At 39.8% G+C, this 23,960-nt stretch carries 16 protein-coding genes and 1 pseudogene; 6 read left to right on the top strand and 11 right to left on the bottom strand.

Going from position 1 to position 23,960, the window contains the following annotated elements:
- The coding region (locus tag L655_RS0108760) for an FGGY-family carbohydrate kinase (protein ID WP_024604786.1) at positions 1-1,077 on the top strand (1,077 nt) is incomplete at its 5' end.
- Between the two features lie 36 nt (positions 1,078-1,113).
- Positions 1,114-2,619, top strand: a complete 1,506-nt coding sequence (gene glpD, locus L655_RS0108765) for a glycerol-3-phosphate dehydrogenase (RefSeq protein WP_024604787.1) — start codon at positions 1,114-1,116, stop codon at positions 2,617-2,619.
- A 36-nt stretch (positions 2,620-2,655) separates the two neighbouring features.
- Here the strand turns inward: glpD and L655_RS0108770 are convergent, their stop codons facing one another.
- Both L655_RS0108770 and L655_RS0108775 read right to left on the bottom strand, forming a co-directional pair.
- Positions 2,656-3,606: a 2-dehydro-3-deoxygalactonokinase gene (locus L655_RS0108770; RefSeq protein ID WP_024604788.1), complete on the bottom strand. Its 951-nt coding sequence runs from the start codon at positions 3,604-3,606 to the stop codon at positions 2,656-2,658.
- Positions 3,607-3,609: 3 nt separating this feature from the next.
- Positions 3,610-4,368 (bottom strand): SDR family oxidoreductase, encoded by a 759-nt coding sequence (locus L655_RS0108775; RefSeq protein ID WP_024604789.1) that lies wholly within the window; start codon positions 4,366-4,368, stop codon positions 3,610-3,612.
- 185 nt (positions 4,369-4,553) lie between these two features.
- On the opposite strand from L655_RS0108775, the gene L655_RS0108780 reads away from it, so the two are divergent.
- The gene (locus L655_RS0108780; RefSeq protein WP_024604790.1) at positions 4,554-5,255 is read left to right on the top strand and encodes a FadR/GntR family transcriptional regulator; all 702 of its coding nucleotides are present in this window, start codon (positions 4,554-4,556) and stop codon (positions 5,253-5,255) included.
- 61 nt (positions 5,256-5,316) lie between these two features.
- Here L655_RS0108780 and L655_RS0108785 read toward each other — a convergent pair whose 3' ends face one another.
- The 7 genes from L655_RS0108785 to L655_RS0108815 all read right to left on the bottom strand — a co-directional run bounded on the left by L655_RS0108785 (position 5,317) and on the right by L655_RS0108815 (position 18,784).
- On the bottom strand, positions 5,317-7,449 hold the full coding sequence (locus L655_RS0108785) for an alpha-galactosidase (protein ID WP_024604791.1): 2,133 nt from the start codon (positions 7,447-7,449) through the stop codon (positions 5,317-5,319).
- Positions 7,450-7,713: 264 nt separating this feature from the next.
- Positions 7,714-9,192 (bottom strand): SLC5 family protein, encoded by a 1,479-nt coding sequence (locus L655_RS0108790; protein WP_024604792.1) that lies wholly within the window; start codon positions 9,190-9,192, stop codon positions 7,714-7,716.
- A gap of 36 nt (positions 9,193-9,228) precedes the next feature.
- A complete protein-coding gene (locus L655_RS0108795) occupies positions 9,229-9,990 on the bottom strand; it encodes a SapC family protein (protein ID WP_024604793.1) in 762 nt (253 codons plus the stop codon).
- A 12-nt stretch (positions 9,991-10,002) separates the two neighbouring features.
- Positions 10,003-11,529, bottom strand: a complete 1,527-nt coding sequence (locus L655_RS0108800; RefSeq protein WP_024604794.1) for a tryptophan halogenase family protein — start codon at positions 11,527-11,529, stop codon at positions 10,003-10,005.
- A gap of 181 nt (positions 11,530-11,710) precedes the next feature.
- A complete protein-coding gene (locus L655_RS0108805) occupies positions 11,711-14,458 on the bottom strand; it encodes a TonB-dependent receptor (protein WP_024604795.1) in 2,748 nt (915 codons plus the stop codon).
- Positions 14,459-14,623: 165 nt separating this feature from the next.
- Complete coding sequence (locus tag L655_RS0108810; RefSeq protein ID WP_086996403.1) at positions 14,624-15,589, bottom strand: aldose epimerase family protein; 966 nt, start codon at positions 15,587-15,589, stop codon at positions 14,624-14,626.
- Between the two features lie 75 nt (positions 15,590-15,664).
- Complete coding sequence (locus tag L655_RS0108815) at positions 15,665-18,784, bottom strand: beta-galactosidase (RefSeq protein ID WP_024604797.1); 3,120 nt, start codon at positions 18,782-18,784, stop codon at positions 15,665-15,667.
- A 112-nt stretch (positions 18,785-18,896) separates the two neighbouring features.
- Between L655_RS0108815 and L655_RS0108820 the strand changes: the two genes are divergently transcribed.
- From L655_RS0108820 to L655_RS0108830, 3 genes and pseudogenes are all read left to right on the top strand, one after another.
- Positions 18,897-19,733: a helix-turn-helix domain-containing protein gene (locus tag L655_RS0108820; RefSeq protein WP_024604798.1), complete on the top strand. Its 837-nt coding sequence runs from the start codon at positions 18,897-18,899 to the stop codon at positions 19,731-19,733.
- 510 nt (positions 19,734-20,243) lie between these two features.
- Entirely contained in the window at positions 20,244-20,585 is a 342-nt protein-coding gene (locus tag L655_RS0108825) for a replication initiation protein (protein WP_024604799.1), read from the top strand.
- A gap of 314 nt (positions 20,586-20,899) precedes the next feature.
- A pseudogene (locus tag L655_RS0108830) lies at positions 20,900-21,355 on the top strand (endonuclease); the annotation flags it as partial.
- 81 nt (positions 21,356-21,436) lie between these two features.
- Here the strand turns inward: L655_RS0108830 and istB are convergent.
- Both istB and istA read right to left on the bottom strand, forming a co-directional pair.
- Entirely contained in the window at positions 21,437-22,192 is a 756-nt protein-coding gene (gene istB, locus L655_RS0108835) for an IS21-like element helper ATPase IstB (RefSeq protein WP_024603886.1), read from the bottom strand.
- Positions 22,193-22,206: 14 nt separating this feature from the next.
- Entirely contained in the window at positions 22,207-23,751 is a 1,545-nt protein-coding gene (gene istA, locus L655_RS0108840; RefSeq protein ID WP_024600838.1) for an IS21 family transposase, read from the bottom strand.
- Positions 23,752-23,960 lie beyond the last annotated feature (209 nt).

A 23,960-nucleotide genomic window follows, 5' to 3' on the forward strand; every position in this document is an offset into this window, starting at 1 on the left:
TGGATTTTAGATAACGTGGAAGGTGCTCGCGAACAAGCGCTTGCCGGCGAGCTTGCTTTTGGGACAGTTGATACTTATTTACTTTGGCACCTAACCGGTGGGAAAGAACACCGTACTGATGCAACGAATGCATCGCGCACCATGTTATTTAATATCCATACTCAACAGTGGGATCCAGAATTACTCGATTTATTTGAGGTTCCAGAATCTATGCTGCCAGAAGTGATGGACTCTGCAGATGAATTTGGTTCAACGAGTGATAATATTTTTGGTTCGCCAATCCGTATCTGTGGTATTGCAGGTGACCAACAAGCCGCACTTGTAGGTCATGCATGCTTCGAACAAGGGATGGCAAAAAGCACCTATGGTACAGGTTGCTTTCTCATGCTTAATACCGGTGAAAAAGCACTTACTTCTGAAAATCGTTTGTTAACCACTGTTGCATATCGCTTAAATGGCAAACCAACTTATGCTATTGAAGGCAGTATTTTTATGGCTGGCGCAACCATGCAGTGGATTGTTGAAGGCTTGAAACTACTAAGCCATGCTGGTGAAAGTGAGTCGATAGTAAAAGATGTACCACTGGATCATGGCGTATTCCTAGTTCCTTCGTTCACAGGGCTTGGCGCTCCGTATTGGGATCCTAATGCGCGTGGCGCTATTTTAGGCCTCACACGTGACTCAGGTATTAGCACCATCGTTGCCGCAGCGTTGCAATCGGTAGGTTATCAAACTAAAGATTTACAAAAGGCGATGGAGCGTGATGGTTTGCGCCCAAGTGTACTGCGTGTTGATGGTGGTATGGTTAAAAATAATTGGGCAATGGCGTTTTTATCAAATATTTTAGGTGCGACAGTTGAGCGTCCTACAGTAACCGAAACAACTTCTCTAGGTGTCGCTTACTTAGCAGGTCTTCAAGCAGGGGTTTACGAGTCAACAGAGCAATTATCTAAAATGTGGACATGTGATCACCGTTTCGAACCAACAATGAGCGTCGACGAACGTAACGATCTATATGCAAAATGGCAGCACTGTGTTGCTCAAGTTTGCTTAACTAATGATAGTTGTGACCAGTAAATTCAATGTTTTCATATAATAAATAGAAGGTGATCGGTGAAATTAGCAGATAATGAATATGACTTACTCGTCATCGGTGGTGGCGTAAACGGCACTGGCATAGCAGCTGATGCTGCAGGAAGAGGGCTTAAAGTACTTTTGTGCGAACAGTCTGATTTAGCTTCTGCAACATCTTCAAATAGCTCCAAGCTGATCCATGGTGGACTACGCTACCTAGAGCATTACGAGTTTAGATTAGTAAAAGAAGCGCTAGCTGAGCGTGAAGTACTTCTAAAAAATGCTCCTCACATTATGTGGCCGCTTACTTTTAGATTGCCACATCAGAAACATCTGCGCCCTGCTTGGATGATTCGGGTTGGTCTTTTTATGTACGACAACTTAGCTAAACGGATTACCTTACCTGCGTCTAAAAGTATCAAATTTGGCAAACATAGTGTATTGGAGCCTTCAATCACTAAAGGCTTTGAATATGCAGATGGATGGGTTGATGACTCTCGTTTAGTCATTTTAAATGCATTAGCCGCTCAAGAAAGAGGCGCTGTTATTGCCACGCAAACAAAATGCGTGAAAGCGCGCCGCGAGCAAGACACATGGCAAGTAACCCTAGAACAGCAAGACACTAAACTGCACTATGATATTTCAGTTAAAGGTATTGTAAATGCAGCAGGTCCTTGGGTGGCTAAACTGTTTGATGAAACACTTGAAGAGAAATCGCCACAAAATATTCGCCTTGTAAAGGGCAGTCATATTGTTGTACCGCGTATTCATGATGAATCACATGCTTATATTTTACAAAATAAAGATAATCGCATTGTGTTTGTGTTGCCGTTTGAGGATGATTATTCTCTAATTGGTACTACCGATGTTGAATATAATGGTGCTGCACAGGATGTAAAAATAAGTGACGAAGAAATCGATTATCTTATCGATATTACTAATAACTACTTTAAAAAGCTTATTAAACGTGAAGATATAGTACATACCTTTTCTGGGGTAAGGCCATTACTTGATGACGAGTCGGTTAATGCACAGGCTGTTACTCGGGACTATAAATTAGAACTTTCAAGTGACGGTCAGCGCACGCCGTTACTGAGTGTATTTGGCGGTAAAATTACCACTTATCGAAAACTTGCAGAAGCTGCAATTAATAAGCTTGAAAGCTTTTATCCGCAAATAGGCAAACCATGGACGAAACATAATGTTTTGCCCGGTGGTGATTTTAGCTCTGTAAAAACACTTAAAAAACAATTAAAATCAAGCTATAAGTGGTTACCAGAGGTACTCTTAAATCGTTTGATACGTACTTATGGTACGCGTGCTGTAAATGTTTTAGGTAGCACAAAGCAGTTGAGTGATTTAGGTCAAAACTTCGGTCATAATTTATATGCGGCAGAAGTGGATTATCTATTGAATTATGAATGGGCTAATAGTACAAGCGACATATTGTGGCGACGCACAAAGCTAGGACTACGTTTCAATCCTGAACAAATTACTACTCTTAATCACTATATTGAGTACAACAAGTCAGCTAAAAGTGCTTAATAACATGCAGTCATATAGCCCCTCATAATAGAGGGGCTATTCTTTCATCTCTAAATTAAATAAATAATTAAAGCCACTAAGCGTCGCTGCTTTAACATCAACCCCAATACTCTTAACACCGATTTGCTTCAGTGCTGTAATAAAACATTTATTAAGTTGCTCTGTACCAATAACTACTACTTGCGTATCACTTAATAATTGCCATTCGCTAGCATGGCGAGATGCTCTTACATCGCTGCCAATTAAGACGCCCGATAAATATGCTTTTGCTTGTACTGGAGTTAAATCCTTTGAAAGTTGACGAGTACGCACACTAAAAATACCATGCGCCAAGTTCCCGTTATCACTACCTAAAGTAAGCTCACAACCTTGTTCAAATGATTCCCAGTCAAACTCTCCTTTTGCGCAATCGTTAGGAATTAAAACACTTTGATTACATAATAAATCGTATAATTCACCGGTCATTGCTGTTTTAAAGCATATTATTTCACCGCGGTCTAATAACACCCACTTTGTATGGGTACCCGGCAAACAAAGTAGCACTTTAACATGCTGGTATTCGGGGTTTTCTTTTAAAAACCCCAGAATTTGAAGTTCTTCACCACGCATTACGTCAAATAAATTATTTTTCAGCATGCACTTTGTACCAGGTAACGCCTTTATAGTAAGTCCTGCATAACTAAAGCTCACTGCTAAATTAAGTAACTCTTCAGGGTTAATTGGACACTCTAAATAAGGCGTTACATGCCAGCCAATATTCGAGGTGATCTGCCCTGAAATATAAATAGGTAAACTGCCATACTCTTGCTCCCAGTCACCAACTGTATCAACTAAGGTTTGCCCAAAGTGTTGGCTAGCTTTTACTACGCCGGGTCCGTCGCGTTGCGCTAATAACTTAAATGTTGATTGCGTTTGCACTTCACATAAATAAGCACGTAAATGGCTCGTTCCCCAGTCAACAGCAATAAAAGATGGTGAAGCAGTCAAGTTTTAAAGCCTCCCGCCGTCAATTTTAATACTTTGCCCGGTGATCATACTACTTTCATCTGCAGCTAAAAATAGTGCTAAATTTGCAACATCCTCAGGTGTAACTAATTTTTTTAATGCCATAGCTGCCATCCATTTTACTTGTTCTTCCTCAGTAAACCAGCTTGCTAGTTGCCGCTTTGTGGCGACCCAACCAGGTAAAATAGCGTTTACTCGAATACCAAATTCACCATAATCTCGAGCTAATGCTTTAGTCATTCCTATGATACCCGCTTTAGCGGTTACATAGCCTGCCATTTGGGGTTGCCCCATAATAGCGTTAATAGAGCTAAAATTTATTATGCTACCTGAGTTCTCTTTTTGCATAAAAGACATTGCGACTTGAGAGGCAAAAAAGGCTGGATTTAAATTTATTTGTAAGCATTGTTCCCAATCATTAACTGTAACTTCTTCACTTGCTTGGCGACGATCGTTTGCTACGTTATTAACTAGTACATTAATATTACCAAGAACTAAACTCGCATCAACTAGTGACTTTTGCAGAGCATATGAGTCTGTTACATCGACTTGTCTATACCATAAATTAGCCTCTGGGAGGCTGTTAATAAGCACTCGTGCGGAGTCATCGTCTATATCTATAAATGCCACTTTAGCATCCTGCTTAGCAAACGATTCAACCATTGCCTTTCCGATGCCTGAAGCACCGCCAGTAATAAAGATAACTTTACCTCTAAGGCTATGATATTGGGTTAAGGTGTTCAAATTAGATTCTCCATACAGTGTATATTCACTCCTATTTAACACCATAATAAATCTATAATGAACCAAGCAGAGCTTTTATCACTGTGTTAAACATTTACTAATAAAAGTTTATAGCATATCTATACGTACATTAATATGATATATGCTATATAATAAAGTAATATCTCAACTCGGAATTCTGCGTAATGAAAAGCCAACCTCGTCAAAATTTAACGCAACAACTCGCTCACGATCTAGGGTTTGCTATTGTGCGTGGTATTTACCCTATAAATGAAGGGCTGCCTTCTGAAGCTGACTTATGTATTAAATACGATGTAAGCCGCAGCGCAACTCGAGAAGCGGTAAAAATGCTCTCAGCTAAAGGGTTAATATCTTCTCGTCCTAAACAAGGTATTCGTGTTCTACCTGAAAGTAGCTGGAATATGTTTGATACTGATGTATTACGCTGGATTCTAAGCAGTAACCCGTCACTTTCATTGTTAAAAGAATTCACCCAAGTACGTGTAGCGCTTGAGCCACAGGCTGCAGCCCTTGCAGCTATAAGTGCCACAGCTGAGCAACTCGCAGAAATTGATAATGCATTAGCGCGTATGGCAGATGCTGACAAAGGATTGGATGATACGCTGGAAGCAGATATTGCTTTTCATACTAGTATATTAGTTGCCAGTAATAATCGATTTTTTGTACAGTTAACTGAGTTTATCAGTACAGCTTTACGCGTAAGCATTCGTTATACAAATCATATAAAAGGCGTGCCTGGTGCTGATGTAGCAAAACATGCAGATATTTTAAATACCATTAAATCACGCAACCCTGAACGAGCTAAAAAAGCAGTAGAAACAATTTTAGAAGAAGCCCTTGAATTAATTGAATCTAGATTAGTTTAATATTTTGAAGGCTTTAAAAAGGGAGCTTACTTGCTCCCTTTTGCTACTTTTTCTTTAAACTTTAAATTTTATTAAGTTCAAAAACAAGTGATGTTTGTGGAAATGATATTGGCATTTGTAGACCAAATTGCATTAACGCTTCACCTGTGAATTTCTGTCCATTTACCGCAGCAATAGAAGATGGACGATACTCTTCAAATTTAACAGGCCATACTAAGCTAAGTGTGTACTGCGCATCAGCATCTAGGCCAACAAAGCGAAGCTTATTAGGCGCTGTACGCGGTGTTTCGCGCACGCTGTTATAAGCAAATAATGCTTTTGATTTTCGCTCATCGATTAAACCAAAGTTAATTGATAAATCGTCGCTATCAAGGCGGTATAAATCTGCAGCATGAATAAAGTCACGATGCTCTTTATGTAGAGAAATAGCTGCTTTAAGTGCGCTGTATTCGTGATCAGTTAATTCACGTGGGTCCATTTCAATGCCCATATGACCAAACATTGATACAGCAGCACGCATTTCAATACTTACGTTACGCCCTGTAATGTGACAATCCCGAGGACCTACATGAGCCCCCATTACCGACGATGGGAAGAAGAACGAACAACCACGCTGAATTTCAAGGCGATCAAGCGCATCGTTAGAATCTGACGTCCATACACGGTCTGTATGTGCAAGTACGCCGTAATCTACACGGGCACCACCTGATGAACAGCTTTCTATTTCAAGCCCAGGATGCGCGGCTTTAATACGGTCAATTAAACGATAAAGTGCAAGTGTTTGTTGATGCACCGCAGGTTTTCCTGAAAAGTTACCTGCATGGTTAATATCACGGTTCATATCCCACTTAATATACTTTATCGCTGGGTACTCAACTAAGATATCGTGGATTGCTGTGTATAAGTACTCAATAACTTCTGTACGAGTTAAATCAAGCACGAATTGATTTCTGAAGCTTAATTGCTCATTATTTTCTGAGCCTAACACCCAATCAGGGTGAGCACGGTAAAGGTCACTATCTGGGTTTACCATTTCAGGCTCAAACCAAAGGCCAAACTCCATACCTAAGCCATTTACATGCTCGATTATTGGCAACAAACCATCAGGATACACATCATAGTCTACAGTCCAATCACCAAGTCCTGCATTGTCGTCATGACGCCCTTTAAACCAACCATCATCAAGTACAAAGCGCTCAACACCTAATGGAGCAACTTTGTCAGCTAACTCTTTAAGAGTATCTACATCATGGGTGAAGTAAATTCCTTCCCATGTATTATAATGCACCGGACGTGCTTTCTCACGTTGTGCTTGAGTAAGTAGATTTGCTTTAACAAAACGGTGAAAATTACGAGAAAGCGCGCTAAACCCCTTGTTTGAGAATGAGCTATAAATATTAGGGCTTTGGTAAGTTTCGCCTTTAGAAAGAGTAAGTTCACCAGGTAATAGCAATTCACCCATTTGTACGTAACGGCGCCCTTCGGGTAATAACTCTGCACGCAATTTATTATTACCACTCCAACCTAAGTGGAAACCATAACACTCGCCATGCTGCTCTCCTGCGCCTTCACTATGTACTAATAAACCAGGAAATACGTCGTGTGATGTTTTACCCTTACGATTTTCACGTACAAAACTACCTAGTGTTAAATCAACTGATTGGCGTTGAAACTCATTCGCCCAACGACCCTCGAAGCTTACAATTTTATTTATGCTATCTGGTAACGGAAATGTTGGTGCAGCACAGAAGTTAACGTTTAATGGCAAATCGCCTAAATTAGTTAGTACAGTATGCGCGCTCAATACATCGGTATCATTATCGAGCGTAATACTGTGCAGTAATTCAATACCACGTAATGTATCTACACTTAAAAACTCAATTGTTGAATTTAAAGGCTGGCGAACTTCTTTAAGCTGTGGACCAACTGACCAAGCAATAGAATCATTTATTAACTCAAGCCCTGGTGCACCAGTAAAACCTTCACCTAATAATGGTGAAAGGGAAATGGGTGCTTCTTCAACTACAGCACATTTCACTTCTTGGCGGGTAGCAAGTTGAGCTAACATAGTTTCTGTAGTTTGCTCTGATAATTTTTTACCAAAGTATAGTAACGAAGGTGTTTTTCTTTGACAGTCGAAAATTACAGTGCAATTTGCACTGTCTAATCGATAAAATAATTTAGTGTCAGCCATGATTCTCCTATCCTTTTATCCATTGTGTGAGTTGTAAATATAATGAAGGTATATTAGTTATATCCTGAGTTTATATGCCTATCGTTGCTCAAGGCATAATCTATCAGATGGGAATAATTAATAATAGTATATATCATACAAATAAATTGTTAATAGACTATTGCACCTAAATCACAAACTTTCCTGTACTTAATAAGGCTTCTAAAAGTAAAAATCGGCCAGAGCACCCCCTTGACCGATTTGTCAGCTTTAACAATTGGTAATTTATTTTTGCTCTTGAGCAGATCCAATAACTTCAATTGCAGGTGACTTACCAGCCCATTGAGCTGTTAAGCCAAATACAACCTTATTTACAATCAATGCAAAAGCTACGCATACAATTAAGGTAATAGGCATTACATGAATATAATGCAAATCAGTATGTAATGGTGAGTTTTTAAAGGTCAGCATACCGTACATAGTAACTCCTAAGATTACAGCTGCAATACCTGCTCGCGCATCAACATTTTTAAATAGCAAGCCCACAACAAAAATAGAAAATATAGGCATGCTTAGCAGGCCATTCAATTGTTGCAGTAAATTAATGATGCTATCGGCCTGTTGATAAATAGGCACAAGTACAAGCGTTAAGCTTGTTAGTAGCAATGTTACATAACCACTTAGCTTTACAACACTTGGTTCTTTATTAAAATATGCTTCGTGAATATCACACACATATAATGCCGTAGATGAGTTTAGTAAACTGTTATAAGTTGAAAGCACTGCTGCAGCCATTGCTGCGGCAAACACACCTGTTAACCATGTAGGTATTACATCGCCCACAATTCGACCATAAGCGGCGTCGCCAATATCACCATAAAGCTTAAACGAAATAATACCCGGTAATACCACGATTGCCGGAACAATCAAAAGGCGAATACCTGCTGCCGCAAATATCCCTTTTTGCGCTTCTTTGACATTAGGTGCTGCCATAGCGCGCTGTGTAATCGTTTGATTAGTTCCCCAGTAAAACATCTGAATGAATATCATACCAGTCAGTAGCGTTGGCCAAGGGATAGGCGAATCAGGCCCGCCAATTAACGTTAAGCGCTCTTCTGGAATACCGCTAAAGTCGTAATCAATTGCGTTAAGCGCTAAGAACACGACTAGTATTGCCATACCTAGCACGAGTAGCCCGTTGTATGTATCCGATACAGCAACTGCACGTAGCCCACCAAAAAAGGCATAAATGGCACCTATAATAGCAAAAGCGGTTGCTATGTACATTAATGGTATATCAACTTTAAACATGGTTTGCATAAATAGCGCACCAGAGTAGATTACCGCTGGCATATAAATAAGTGCATTACCTAAAAAGAACAACCCACCAATAACAGCGCGAATATGCTTGTTGTTATAGCGCTTTTCCAATAACTCTGTCGTGGTAGTACAATTGTATTTGTAATAAACTGGAATAAACACTTTAGCTAAAATAATTAAGCCAATAATTGATGCTAATTCCCACCAAACTAGTAACGCCATTTGGTTACCATTCATACCTACAAGCTGATCGGTACTTAGATTAGTTAATGTGATCGAACCTGCAACAAAAATCCAAGTAAGGCCACCGCCCGCTAAAAAATACTCTTTGGTTTGGCTTTGTCCGTTATTGCGATTTTGACCTCGACATTTCCAATAAGTAAGGCCACCAATTAATGCGGTGACAAAAACAAAAACCACTAACTGTAAAATGTTATCTGACATGTGTGTGTCTCTTATATGTGTGTGAAAACAGACACGCTAAAATGCGTGCGCATCTCGACTTAGCTCTAATTTAATTTGCTTTAAAGGCTTGAGTTCTGGATGCTGATTATGAATTTTTACTAAGGCGTTAAGCTGAAAAAGTGAAATTAACATGCTATTTAACACATTTAAGTAACCTTGCTTATGTAAGTTAACAATAGTGTCATGATCAAGTGCTTGAAGCTTATCTTCGTCAACGGTACTCAAGCCTTGAATAGTTTGAGGGTCGCCTTGTTCGAACTGCAAAATAATATCAATATCCTTTATAAGCCCTAAACGCACTAACTCTTGTGTAAATTTATAAGTGAGATAATCGTTTTTTAAATCAGCTTCGAGTAGTTTTTTCTGCGCGCTTAAAAATAAACTTGGGGTTCCTTTATTATCAAATAACGCTTCACCTTGCTCTATATTTACTACTGAGCTTTCTTCATCTATAGCAACAAAGTAATCACTACTATTAGCATCGTGTGTTAATAAATAAAGTGGATATGATTGCATACACATTGGTGTATAAAGTGCGTGCCATTTTGTGTTATTTACTAATAAATTTTTATTAGCATTAAAACTGGTTAGGGCTGAAATTGTATAGCTACCATTTTGTGCATTACGTGCAAAAAACACAGGAAGATCGCACGTTACTTTAGCTACTTCTGTTGCTCTTAAATTAAGTAAATGCTTGGTTGATGCATAAATTGCCGCAGCATTAGGGTTAACTTTTAATGCTTGATGTTCTGTGTTTGATAATTTTTTAATTGCCATCTTCACACATCCTTAAATTGAGTTAGCTGCCAACCACTGGTTTATGTAAGCACGGTGTGGCGGCAAAGTTTGCAACATCTGCTGTGTTAATTGAGTGTTACGTTCAATTATTTGTTTTGCTTGCGTATGTTGTGTATATAAATACGCTTGCTTAGTAAAGTCGGGCTTAAAACCCATACCATACAAAACATATTGATAACTAGCAGCAGGGAATAACTCTAATGAACCATGGAAATCTTGAATAAGTGGACCGCGCCCTCCCCAAACCAACAGGTCTTCTTGTAAGCTTTGTGGAATAGTTTCAGGTTTAACATGTGCTTGCCAATAAGGTTCTGGACGCTTAGACAGCATGTAATGCAGTTTTAAAAAATCGATAATACGCTGCCAACGGTAATCCATCTGTTCGTTAAAGCGTTTAGCTATAATAGGCATGACCTGTGTATCAGTTGGCATGTGTTCTGCTACGAAGCGAGCTGAAATCTCTACTAACATAATTGCGGTTGCTTCAAGTGGCTCTACAAATCCTGCCGACATACCAATAGCAACACAGTTTTTATGCCAAAACTTCTCACGATACCCTGATTCAAAGCTTATTTTGCGAGCGGTTAAGCCCTTCGCTGCATCGCCTAAATAGTTCCGTAAGTTTTCCTCAGCTTCGTCATCCGATAAAAATTTGCTTGAATATACGTGACCTACACCACGGCGGTCTGTTAAGCCTATATCCCAAATCCAACCTGCATTTTGAGCGGTAGCAATAGTATGACTAGCAATGGATTGATCATCTTCACCGTAAGGGACTTTCATAGCAAGTGCACTGTCGTTAAACAATACATGGTCTATTTTTTTAAATGGTACGTTAAGCGTTTGACCTAACAACAGCGATGAAAAACCAGTGCAATCTATGTATAAATCGGCGTTTATAGTATGAGTACTATCTTTCAGAGTAAGCTCGTTTATCTCTCCACTATTATCAAGCTTTACTTTATCAACTGTGCCAATAATATGCTCAACACCTAGGTTATTTTTACAGTGCTGCTTTAATAAATCAGCAAAGGCACCTGCATCGAAATGATAAGCATAGTTACAATCACCTTGATATTCACCTTGTGTAATACTGCGTGGTGCTAGGTTTTCTTCACAAATATCATGTTGGAAGTTAGTTTGTTGTGCATAGTTTTCAACGTTATCTAAGTAAGGAGCTAAATCTATACGTCCGTAACCTAGTGGTACAGTAAATGGATGGTAATAGAAGTCGTTATTGCCATGGGTCCAATTTACAAACTTCCCGCCTTGTTTAAAAGTGGCATTACAGGCTTTAAAAACATCAACTTCACGCAAACCTATTTGCTGAAGTGTATTTTTCATCGTGGGCCAAGTACCTTCACCTACGCCAATAGTTGGAATATCTGAGGATTCAACCAACATCACTTTTAAGCCATCACCATTTTGACTTTGGTGATGTGATGCTATAATTGCAGCACTTAGCCATCCGGCTGTACCGCCACCAATTACCGCGACTGTTTTTATTGTTTTATTCATAATGAACTGCTCTTTGAACGCTTTCTAGTAACGTCTATACAGCAAATGCCCTAACGGGCATTTGCTGTATAGACGTAATTTCTTAGGGTTGGGCGCTATGGCTAAGCCAAACTTATTGGCATTAGCACATGTAGCACTCTAATAAAATAATCAGAGGCAAAGTACTTGCCTCTATTATTAGTTAAAACGACCCTCGAATACCAAACGCGTATCGCGAACCATTATCTTCTATAGAATAAATTTGATTAGCAAAACGACCTGTTTGTACTAACTCTTCTTCAGTAATGTTGATCCCTTCTGCAAAAATAGTAAAGTTCTCGTTGATATCATAGCTTGCGCTAATATCCCATTGCCCGTAGGTTTCAACATTCACAGGTTCGCCATTAAATCCATTATCAACTAAGCGTAAGAAACCTTCACGGTTGTTAAATGCAACTCGCGCTTGCCAGTTATCTTGCTCATAAAACAACACCAAATTTTGTGAATCGCCTAACCCTTCAAGTGCGAATGTTTGTGTAGTGTCAGCACCAACGCTAATATCGCTATTAACTACGGTCGCATTAGCTATAAAGCCAAAGCCACTTTCAAACATATGAGTTACACCAAATTCGTAACCTGTTACTTTCGCTGACTCACCATTTTGAGGTCGAGTGGTAGTGTATACTTCTGAACTACCATTTAGCTCATCATCGATTTGCCCTGTACATGTAGTACATGCAAAGCCAGGACCTGTTCTGTCAGCCATTTCATAAGTTTCAGAACCTGTTAATGTGACTATGAAATCATCAACTTCTTTACTAAACACTGCAAAACTAAATAAGTTTGCATCGTTATAATACCACTCATAAGAGATATCCCAGTTTTCTGATTGGAATGGTTTGAGTGCAGGGTTACCACCATTGGCTGTTAAGTTTTGACGGCGTGGCTCATTAAATGTTGTAGCAGGAGATAACTGCGACATGGTTGGGCGTGTTATACTATCGTATGCAGCAAAGCGTAGTATCATATTTTCTTGTAGTTCAAGCTTCACATTGAGAGATGGTAGTAAGTTTGAGTAACTAGTTCCTTGTTCAATATTTGTCGCTGGACCAAATACGTTAGCAAACAATGTTGCATCAGGAGTTGGTACTACATCACTGATAAAACTTTGTACTGCTGCGACATCAATGTCAGTTTCAGAATAACGTGCACCTAAGTTAACAGTTACAGGCATATCAGCTAGGTCAAAACCAAGTGTAAAGTCCATGTATAAGCTAGTGATATCTTCGTTGATTGTATAACGGTTATTTTGTAGCGTTGGCTCAATAGGAAAACCTTGTTCAGCTAAATAACTAACCAGCTTATCGCCGTCATAGCTATAAAATGTATCAATTAAACCTGGGAAGTAATTACTAGCAGAGTAGGCTTCAAAATCAATAGCATCAAGTGGTGCTGGAACTCTATACCCACTAAAATAATTTTGAGTTCCATAAATTTGGAAACTCGACTTTTCACGCTCTTGACGGTAAGCACCAAAATTAATTCTTTCAACAGGACCTTTATCGGGCACATATTCGAAGTCAGCCTTTACTTCAGTAATTTCATCTTCGTCTGTAAATTGATCACCCTTTACGTTGATATGAAGGCGTGCAAGACTAGGATCTGGTAATGCCCCGTTTTCGAAACCATCATGTTGGACTGTTGGTATACTACCTGTACCATCAAAGTTATAGCTATTAATAATACCTACGACGTTAGAGCGATCCTTACCGGCACGGTCGTTTTCAGCCGTTGAACGAGAAACATCAAATTTTGCTTTTAATGAATCGTTTACTTGCCAATCAACGTTAATACCAAATGCTTTATTAGTTACATCGCGTGAATTACTTGTTTTTGATACAAAGTCACTTGCAGGGTCACCACTAGGTGCGCCTAAACCAACTTCTTGAGTAAAGGTCAAAAGCGTGCCTGTTTTTGGATCGATAGTTGCGCTACCAACGCGATCAGGTTCAAACCACGATGCTAAATCTCGTACCGTTGAATCGACTTCAAATTTAGAAATCATACCATCAACAGTGATTGTGACATCCTCCGACGGCGCATATTGAAGTACTAAGCTTGCGTTCGTACGTTCACGATCTTGCTCATCAACTATTTGGTCCCAGTTGCGTGGAATGTATGCATTGTCAAACAATACGCCATCTTGTGGATTAGATATTGTTTGGCCGCCGCGCCAACCTGCTGTTAGTATTTGATTATTCTGAAGCTTACGTTGTTGGTTAGTGATAGCAAAAAGAACACCTAGCTTGTCATCATTAAACGTATTACTTATCAAAAATGATGCTGACGGTGAGACTTCTTCAGAAAGGCTTTCGTACATACCTTTAACTGAACCTAAAACATGCAAACCACCAAAGTCAAAAGGGCGAGCTGTAGTTACGTTAACAGTGCCACCAATACCGCCTTCCTGAAGTATTGCTGTGTTACTTTTATAAATATCAGCACCGGTGATTTGATCCGCAGCTAATACATCAAAATTAAACTCACGGCCTGCACTGTCTGTTGCAATTTGACGGCCATTAACAAGTACAGTATTAAATTGTGGACCAAAACCACGGATAGTTACCGCTTGTCCTTCACCACCACTCCGGTCAATTGCTACACCTGTAATACGTTGCAGAGATTCTGCTACGTTTAAATCAGGGAATTTACCAAGATCTTCTGCTTTAATTCCATCGGTTACCACATTAGATGCTTTTTTATCCAACATCGATGAACGCAAACTACTACGAATACCTGTTACTGCGATAACTTCAACATCTTTATTCGCGACTGTAGGTGTGTCGTTTTCAACACCTTGAGCCGCAACAGTTCCGCTTGCCAATATACCTGTGATAGCAATACTGAGTGCGGTTTTCTTGTTGAACGATAACTTATTGTTAATTACCATTTTTAAAAAACTCCTGATTGTGTGTAGTCATTTTATTGTCGTGTGGTCTGAATTGCTTCAAATAGTATTTATACTATAAATACTTTAAATTGACTTAAAGCGCAACCTTTCACTTAACTTTGAGTAACTTTTAACTCATTTAAATTAACATTATTCAGTGTGTTTTTATGAAAATGCATAAATGATAACTTGTTCATACGTTTCACCTGGCAATAAATTTGCTTTAGGAAAACCCTTTTTATTTGGTGCATCAGGCCAGTTTTGCGCCTCTAAACACAATGCCTGGCGCGCTTTAAAAGGTAAGTCAACAAAGTTAGCAGTGTAAAGCTGCATACCTGGCTGAGTACTAAAAAGCGTTAAATTAATATTAGTAAGAGTGGATGTTAAGCTAGCCATTAACTTGAGGCTATTATCATCTTCATATACATAGCAATGGTCGATTCCAGAAGCTATGTCTAACTGCGGATGACTTTGTTCAAGTGCGCTACCCACCAGTTTAGATTGAGTGAAATCAAAGCAGCTTTTAGCAACAGGAATAGGCTCACTGATTGGAATATTGTTTTCATCAATAGGTAAAAAGTGCGTGGCATTTACTTGTAATAAATGATTTTCAATAGTGTCGCTACCTTCAAGGTTGAAGTAACAATGATTAGTAAAATTGACTAGAGTTTCTTTATTACTGACGGCTTTAAAACTCAAGACTAATTGACCATTGTTTGCGGTAATGGTTTGCCAAACTTGCAGCTGACCAGGAAACCCCTCCTCGCCATCTGCAGAGCAATAATAAAGCTCTACTTCATTAGCACTTTGCTTGCTCACTTCCCAAAGCACTTTATTAAAACCCTTTATGCCACCGTGCAAACTATTTGGACCATTGTTTTTTGCTAACTTATATTGTGTACCTGATAAATTAAAGCACCCCCCTTCAATCCGATTTGCATACCGGCCAATAGTGGCACCTAAATAAAAAGGGTTTTCAACATAGTATTGGAGATCATCTACACTAAGCGTAACCTCCTGTTTTTTAAATTTAATACTTTTTACTATTGCGCCGAATGGTATTATTTCTGCAATTAAGTTCTCACCATCACTAAGCTGGATACTCTGTAAAGAATTTCTTTCTTTAGCAATCAAAATACTTTCCTTTTAATTAAATTACTGAATAAACATAATCTACTTACTATGAATTTATGATAAGTAAACAGGTTAAGTTGTAATCCCCCCAGTAAGTGTAAGCGAGTAATTATAATTTTTTTGCTCTAATAAATACTCTTTATGGGTACTTGGACTCCACGAATCATCGCCACCTACACCCATATGTTGATGATCAATATGTACATGAATGCAATCATCAGCAATTAGTTCGTTAGTGTGTTTAGCTTGCGTTAGCATATTTTGCGAATACTCACTGGCGGCAAACAAAAACGCGCCAGTCACGATTAAGTTATTAATGCTCAGTAATTGGCAATCGCTACGCAGACCGTTATCAGTTGGGAATATATACGGTGTATATAGCTCATTTAAGCTCAAGCTGTAATAACCAAAACGTGCAGCGGATTTACGATCTGGGTAGTTTTCAAAAGGACCTAACCCTAGCCAGTTTACTTTTGTATCGCTTTGCTTGTTAATCGTTGTACTTAACCCTATTCGCGGCATTGGTGGTAGGGTGTCGTTTAAGTTCACATCAACATTTAAGCTAATAGTACCTGTATTATTGAGCGTATATAGCCACTGTGTTTGTGCTTGTAGCACGCCATTAAATTCGTAATTAAATACACAAGTAATACGGACATCAACGCTTGATTGCACAGCATTGATTGAGCTACATGTGCGCTGCCATTGCCCTATACCTGCGCGCGACCAGCGTGCTTCCCATGCATTAGGGTCTAGGTTGTCCACTTCGCTTACACCAATGTCGTTATCAAGTGGGGCACGATAAAAGTTATCAACCAGTGGGCTACTAATAACTTGTGTATCGTCTTGTAACCACTGCTCTATAAGTCCTGATTGTTGATTAAAAACAAGTTTAAATGTATTGTTTTCAATACTTAGGTGGGAGTCGGTTTCATTAACACTTATAACGCTTTTCTCTGTAGCTGATGCAAATGATTTACTGTTTAAATTATTACTATTTATAAGCTTAAACTGTTCTGAATCCATAACGTGATTAGCGTTTGCAAAGTGTGAGTCGTTAATTAGTGCTACATCTAAATTAAGGTAATATTGCGCACCATGCTCAAACGCTGTTTTAGTTTTAATGGTTAAAGTGTGCGTACTTTGCGGAGCAATATTAAGTGCCATTTCGCCTTGCTCAACACACACGCCATTTTGTATTAATTGCCAAACGAGTTTTTCGTTATCGGTGTGCCTAAATACGTAATCGCTAAATACATCAATGCTGTATTGGTTTTGGTTTTGATTTTGATTTTGCTCGCGCAGTGTAAATTGTAAATGTTGCTGGCTGTATTTAGCTTCAAATAGGCTAGGATGCGGTGTACGATCCGGGAACAATAAGCCGTTTATACAAAACTGGCGGTCGTTTAGTTCATCACCAAAGTCGCCGCCGTAAGCCCAATAATGCTTGCCGTTCTCGTCAATTTTAGATAAACCTTGATCTACCCAATCCCAAATAAAGCCGCCTTGCAGCCGTGGGTATTCTCTAAATGCCTGCCAGTAATCGTCAAAGCTACCTAAGCTATTACCCATAGCATGGGCGTACTCACATAAAATAAGTGGACGAGTTTCACCCGGTAAGCTCAGCCATTTTTTAATTGAATACTTAGGTACCGCATCGTCTTTAATATCGGTATCTACACGGGAGTACATTGGGCAAATAATATCGGTAGCTGTCGTGTTTGCACCGCCGCCCTCGTATTGCACTGGGCGAGAAGGGTCAAAGCTTTTTGACCAGCCATACATAGCATCATGATTTGCGCCGTGCCCGCATTCGTTTCCAAGTGACCAAATAATAATTGAGGCGTGGTTTTTATCGCGCTCAACCATTTGCGTATAACGCGACATAAATGCACCTGCCCATAGCGGATCGCTTGCTAAACGCCCCATAGGAAACATGCCATGGGTTTCTATATTCGCTTCATCAACCACGTATAAACCTAGCTCGTCACATAGCTCGTAAAAAAGTGGATGGTTAGGGTAATGAGCTGTACGTACGGCATTAAAGTTATTTTGCTTCATCAGCTTAATATCTTCAATCATATCGGCAGTGCTAACAGCATGGCCGTTTTCTGGGTGATGTTCGTGTCGGTTAACACCCCGTATAAGTAACGGTTTGCCATTTACACACAGCTGCCCGTTAAGCATTTCTACTTTTCTAAAACCAATGTTATAGGCTTCAACGTCGACTGTATTGCCTTGTTCATCAAGCAGGCTTACTACGCAACGATATAAGTACGGCGTTTCGGCGGTCCACTTTTTAGGGCTTCGTATTGCTATTGTTTGAAATACGACATCGCTCCACCCCCCTTTTTCATCAACACGTTTATTGTTAGTGCTTTGAATTTTCGGCTCGCACAGTGATGTTTTACCATCAAAAATCTGTACTGCTACTTGGTAGTTATTTGGCGCATTTATCGCAGTTTTTATATGTAGCGTTGCATCGCGATAGCAAGCGTCTAAATCGGGGGTTATAAACACATCGCGTATTTGGCTTTGCGGTTTTGTAAGTAAGTTAACATCGCGAAAAATACCGCTTAGCCACCACATATCCTGATCTTCTAAATAACTGCCATCACTCCAACGAATAACCATAACGGCAATACGGTTAGTACCGACAACTAAAAGCTCACTTAAATCAAATTCGCTCGGTAAGCGGCTATCTTGTGAATACCCCACCCACTGCCCGTTACACCAAAGATGAAAAGCCGAGTTAACGCCTTCAAAAATTATATGGTTACGCTGCGTTAACTGCTCAGGTGTGATTGTAAATTCAGTGCGGTAACAACCAGTAGGGTTATCGCTTGGTACAAATGGCGGGTTTACTGCAAATGGGTATTTAACATTACAGTAAATGGGTTTATCAAAGCCGTGTAGTTGCCAGTTAGAAGGCACAGTAATACTTTGCCAGTCGCCGCTTAGCTCTTTACTTATCTTCTCATACAATAACGACTCATCGACCGCTTCGGGCTTATCAAATAATTTAAAATCCCACTGCCCGTTTAAACTTTTCTTCTGCGACTGTGTATTTTCACGGGCGTCTTCAATTGTTTTAAAGCCGTTAAGTGGGCTATGTGCTTTTACTTGATTAACTTGTACTGTAATTGGATTTTCCCAATCGCGACGATTAATTATGTGCTGTAAAGAGGTCATGTTTATTCCTGTTGCATAAACGGGCAATTATAATGCGCTAAATATAGCTAAAAATAATCACAGGGGTTATGCTTAAAGCTCTCATTTATTTATCCAAAGCTATCATTGTATTATGCGCTACAACATTAAAGATATACTCGATATTGGCCCGCACTGCACAGAGCGCTTTATAGATTCACAAACGCTCGCACAAATGCCAAACCTAGAAATAGCGCTAGCAGGTTGTTCAAACCTATTGGGGCGTTATTGCGTGGCACGTACAGCCCCCTTAGAACATACGCTTTTTTATACGCTTGCGGGGCAAGGTAAATTAACCACACAAAATGAGCAGTACACGCTTAATGCCAATACACTTATTGTGTTACCAGCTAAGCAAAGCTTTGAAGTTAAAATAGATGGGGAACATTGGGATGTGATTTGGTTAAACCTTGCAAACACCAAACGTTGGAAGCATTTAAACCTTGCGCAAGCATTGGTATTAACCGATCAAAAGCTTGAGTCGTTGCATCTTGCTATGGAGCTTTTATACAGCGAACCCAACGCTAACTTACGCGAAAGCGTAACGCCTGTTTTAAGTCATTATTTAAATACTACGTTACAAAACAACTCTCAGGGGGCGGCGCATAATCGTTTAATTGGTTTATTTGAAGAGGTAGATAAGCGTTTACAGTTTGGTTGGACAATAAAGAAAATGTGCGAGTATGCACATTACTCACCGCCGCATTTACATCGTTTATGTCTAGCTCAATTTGGTAAAAGCCCCATACAACAGCTTATTTATTTACGAATAGAGCGGGCTAAAAACTTATTATTAAATACCCGCTGGCCTATTGCACATATTGCCGTTTACGTGGGGTATCCTAATATATTTAATTTCTCTAAACGGTTTAAAAAATCAGTGGGTATAGCGCCTAGTGAATTCAGGAAAATTGATACTTTCTTGGAGTAAGCTTGAAGGCTAATTAGGTAAGCAACTACGACAAGCGAATTTTAATCTCAGACTCCCCTACTTCAAAGTGATGAAGTGTGTACAGACAGCTTAGCTATAATCGAAGTCTAGCTAAGCCCCCCACGGCATTAGATCTGTAAAATAATCATCGTTATCATGGTGCATGGCTATATTTCTACTTGCTTACAGCACCTAGCTGATATTCTCATCAGCTTAAAGTTGGAATTTAGAAGAAGAATGACAGCTTTGAGCGATAACCAGATATAGAAAAGTTAAACTTGTTTTTGTTTTGATGATTTGACTCTTAATCTGTCCCATAACATTGTTAACCGGCATATTAATGGAGTTATTAAGGTATGTAATATATGCAATTTTGGTGCGTTAAACCATTAAAATGGTGTTCAATAAGGTGCTAAGTGTAAAAAACGTAAATATGGTCAAATGGTCGTTACTTTAGTTTCGATAAGTGAAAAGATATAAAAAATTTCACTTCAGGAGAAAAGTATTACCATGATTAATATGCCTAACAAATTAATTAATGCTTCCTATAATATGCCTCTCAGCGCCATGCGCTTGAGAACATTAGCATTGTCGAAATTAGAGCCTCTAAGTTATTTGTTTGGCATCTCCAACCCAGTAACAATTTTTGCAAGTGAGTGGCAAGAAATTTTTATTGAGTCGGAAAATCCATACAGAGACATAAAAAGGGCTGCCTCTGCTTTCTCCAAGGCTATGGTTCAGTTCGAAGGTAAAAAAGAACCTATAAAGTTTTTGGAGAAAGTGGTATATGAATCTGGAAAGGGGCGGGTAAAATTGTATTTCACCCCAGAGTTTTTAGTATCGTGCCTTTAACACTTAACAAATCGAAGCAGCAAGGCTTCGGCCGAGATGCACTAACCGTGCGCATCTTTTCGAGGCGCTAAAGGAGAGAGTTCTCAAAACCGTAAAAATACAAAAGGATATTCTTATTTCTTTTGCTCGGTGTGCTCTGGGCAGTATCAAAATGACAATACATAGACTGGGAAATAGCTTTCCCATTAAATTTTAATGGCATAGTATCTGAGTTCTAAAAATTAAAATTATCAGTCACCACAAGTGAGAACTAGCTTATTAATTCATTTATTATATGTGACATATTTAAACTGAAATAGGTACCAAGAATCATAATGAAAGCATCCACAATTTCACTGTTAGCAACACTTATCTTCTCTGCTGCCTCTTCAGCAAACCAAGAAATTGACTCATTTAGCAAAGCTAAACGACTTCTAGAAAAGCAGGTTTATAACAATCACCGCATTACACTTTATTGTGGTGCGACATTTGACGTTAATAAAAAAGTAACTGCACCAAAGGGTTTTTCTACAACAAAGTACGTCAAACGAGCAAAAAAAATTGAATGGGAGCATGTTGTTCCAGCAGAAAACTTTGGTCGTACTTTTAGCGAATGGCGAAATGGACATAAGCAGTGTGTAAATAGTAAGGGGAAGTCATTTAAGGGTCGAAGATGTGCAGAAAAAGTAAATACTGAATACCGTTTTATGCAAGCTGATATGTTCAACCTCTATCCGGCCATTGGTGCCGTGAATGCTCTGAGAAGTAATCATAACTTTACTATGCTTCCAGTGCGTATTCCGGTGATGGTGAACACCGATTCCGGTTTTATCGTGAACACTTAAATTCCACGCATTGGGTTCATGACATTTTTAACCTAAGTGTTCACGATGGTCAATTTTAGATTGAATTTTTCTCATAGACTCCCCCTTTAATTTTATCCGATGAGCATTGTGCATTAGTCGATCTAAAATGGCATCGGCTAAGGTATTATCGCCGATGGATTGATGCCATTCTTCGGTGGGTAATTGACTGATGATGGCGGTTGATGAACTGCCGTGCCTATCATCCATGATCTCCATTAAGTCATTTCGTTGTGCCGCTTTAAGTGGCTCAAGCCCCCAATCATCTAAAACGAGTAAGTCGATCTTAGCGAGTGACTGTAACATTCGACTGTAAGTGCCATCTGCTTTGGCTTGTGTCAGCGCAAGCATCAACCTTGAGAGTCGGTAATATTTAACGCTGTAGCCTTTCATGCATCCTGTATGCGCAAGCGCACAAGTGATATAGGTTTTACCGCTACCGCAAGGGCCTGTGATGAGTAAGTTTTGTGATTTATTCAGCCAATCACATTGCAGTAGCGATGCCATCATCGATTGATTGAGACCTCGCGGGTGATGATAATCTATGTCTCTGGCGTTAGCGGCTAATTTAAGTTTTGCCGCTTTAAGTAAGCGTTGTTGTTTTCGGCTCTCTCGGTCTTGGGCTTCACTGTCTGCTAGCAGTTGTAGTCGCTCATCGAAGGACAACCCTTCATAAGTACTTGGTTGTTCTATTTGGCTCACTAAGGCGTTGGCCATACCACTGAGTTTGAGTTGACGAAGCTGAGTTATCGTTTGTTCTAACATAGAATTTCCTTACCTTAATGGAAGCTTTTAGGACCACGGATATTTTCATGGGATTGTGGCAATAACGTCGACGGCTCTTCTTGCGTTCGCGGCAATTTATCTTGGTTGCTACTGAGTATGTCTTTGATATGTTTTAACCGATATAAACTGTATTGATTGGCTATCGCACAGGCGTTATTGAGCCGATCGGCGGGATAGCTTCTTGATAGGTTGAGTAAGCCTAAGCACACACGATACGCTTGTTCTTCATGTTGTTTCTGTGCCAATTGTGCTTTCACCCAGAGCAAAACGTCATCTCCAATATCTTTCGCCCAATTCATTAAACGCCCTGGTGACCATTTATGATGCTTCTCATGCTTTACAGGCATGTGCTCGGATGTGGTGGTCATGCCCGGATGATATTTTCTCGGGTGACTGGTGATGCGTTTATGCTTGAAATAAGCCTCAATCAAGTTGTCTTTGGCATGAAGTTCAAGCTTTTCACCCACCAAGTGATGGGGTACCGAGTAAAGATGGTTATCATACTGAACGTGATAATCAATATTCACTTTGACGTGTTTAATATCCGTGAATTGATAAGCTAGTTTGGGCATGGGCGCGAGGGCGGGTTTGTCGATTGACTCGAACCATGATTGTCGTGTCCCACTCAGTTGCTTAAAGGGCTTATTATTGACCTCAAGCAGTAAGGCTTTGATGCAATGGTTTAGCTCAGCTAATGAGAAAAAGGTTTGGTGTCGTAACTTGGCGAGTATCCAGCGTTCAATGATTTGCACGCCCACTTCGGCCTTGGCTTTATCTTGTGGTTTTCTGGGACGAGCAGGCACAATCACGGTGCCATAATGCGCGGCCAATTGCTGATAACTCGGGTTAACATCAGGGTCGTAGCGACACGCTTTACTGACACCACTGCGTAAATTATCGGGGATAACCATGTCAGGTATACCGCCGATAAATTCAAATGCTCGCACGTGACTGCCGATCCAGTCGGGTAGACTTTGGCTCCAGGTTGCTTCACAAAATGTATAATTTGATGCGCCCATCACCGCCACGAATATCTGGGCGAACTTCACTTCACCCGTCGCATTACAAACAATGGGCATCGTTTGACCCGCATAATCGACAAAGAGTTTTTCTCCTGCTTTATGCACTTGTCGCATCGAACGTTTTTGCTTTTTAAGCCAGGTCATGTAGCGATCGCAGAACTGAGAATAGCTGTAACAACGATTCGGATATTGCTGAGTATATTCTTCCCAGAGTAAGTTCTTGGTGACGCCTTTGCCCGTTAATTCTTTTCGAATGGCTGGCCAATCTGGCACTTCAAATCGCTGGGATGGCCGAGTGTCGGCGCGAGGATAGAACTGACTAGCAAGCACAGAATCATCAAGCTCGTCGGGCAGTGGCCAACTTAACGATAAAGCTCTGGCTTTAGTGAGTAGTTTTTGAATACCACCGACACTGATCTTAGTGCTGGCACTTATTTTTCTGACACTGAGTTGGGCAGCAAAATGTAGCCTCAACACTTCTCGAATTTTACGCATTGTGATCCTCTTAGTCGCCATATCCCTTCCTCAGTAATACAAAAAGGAAATAGCTTAACAAAGTAATTAATAATCAATGCGTTGAAATTGTACTGGTTTGGTGTGAACACCGATTCCGGAAAATCAGTCAAAAGTGTTCACGATAAAACCGGAATGAGCGTTCACGCTAAAACCAGAACGGGTGTTCACGATGGGCCGGAATCACTGTTCACGATGCTCCGGAATATGCA

This window comes from Pseudoalteromonas sp. TAE79, assembly GCF_000498015.1.
GTDB lineage: Bacteria > Pseudomonadota > Gammaproteobacteria > Enterobacterales > Alteromonadaceae > Pseudoalteromonas.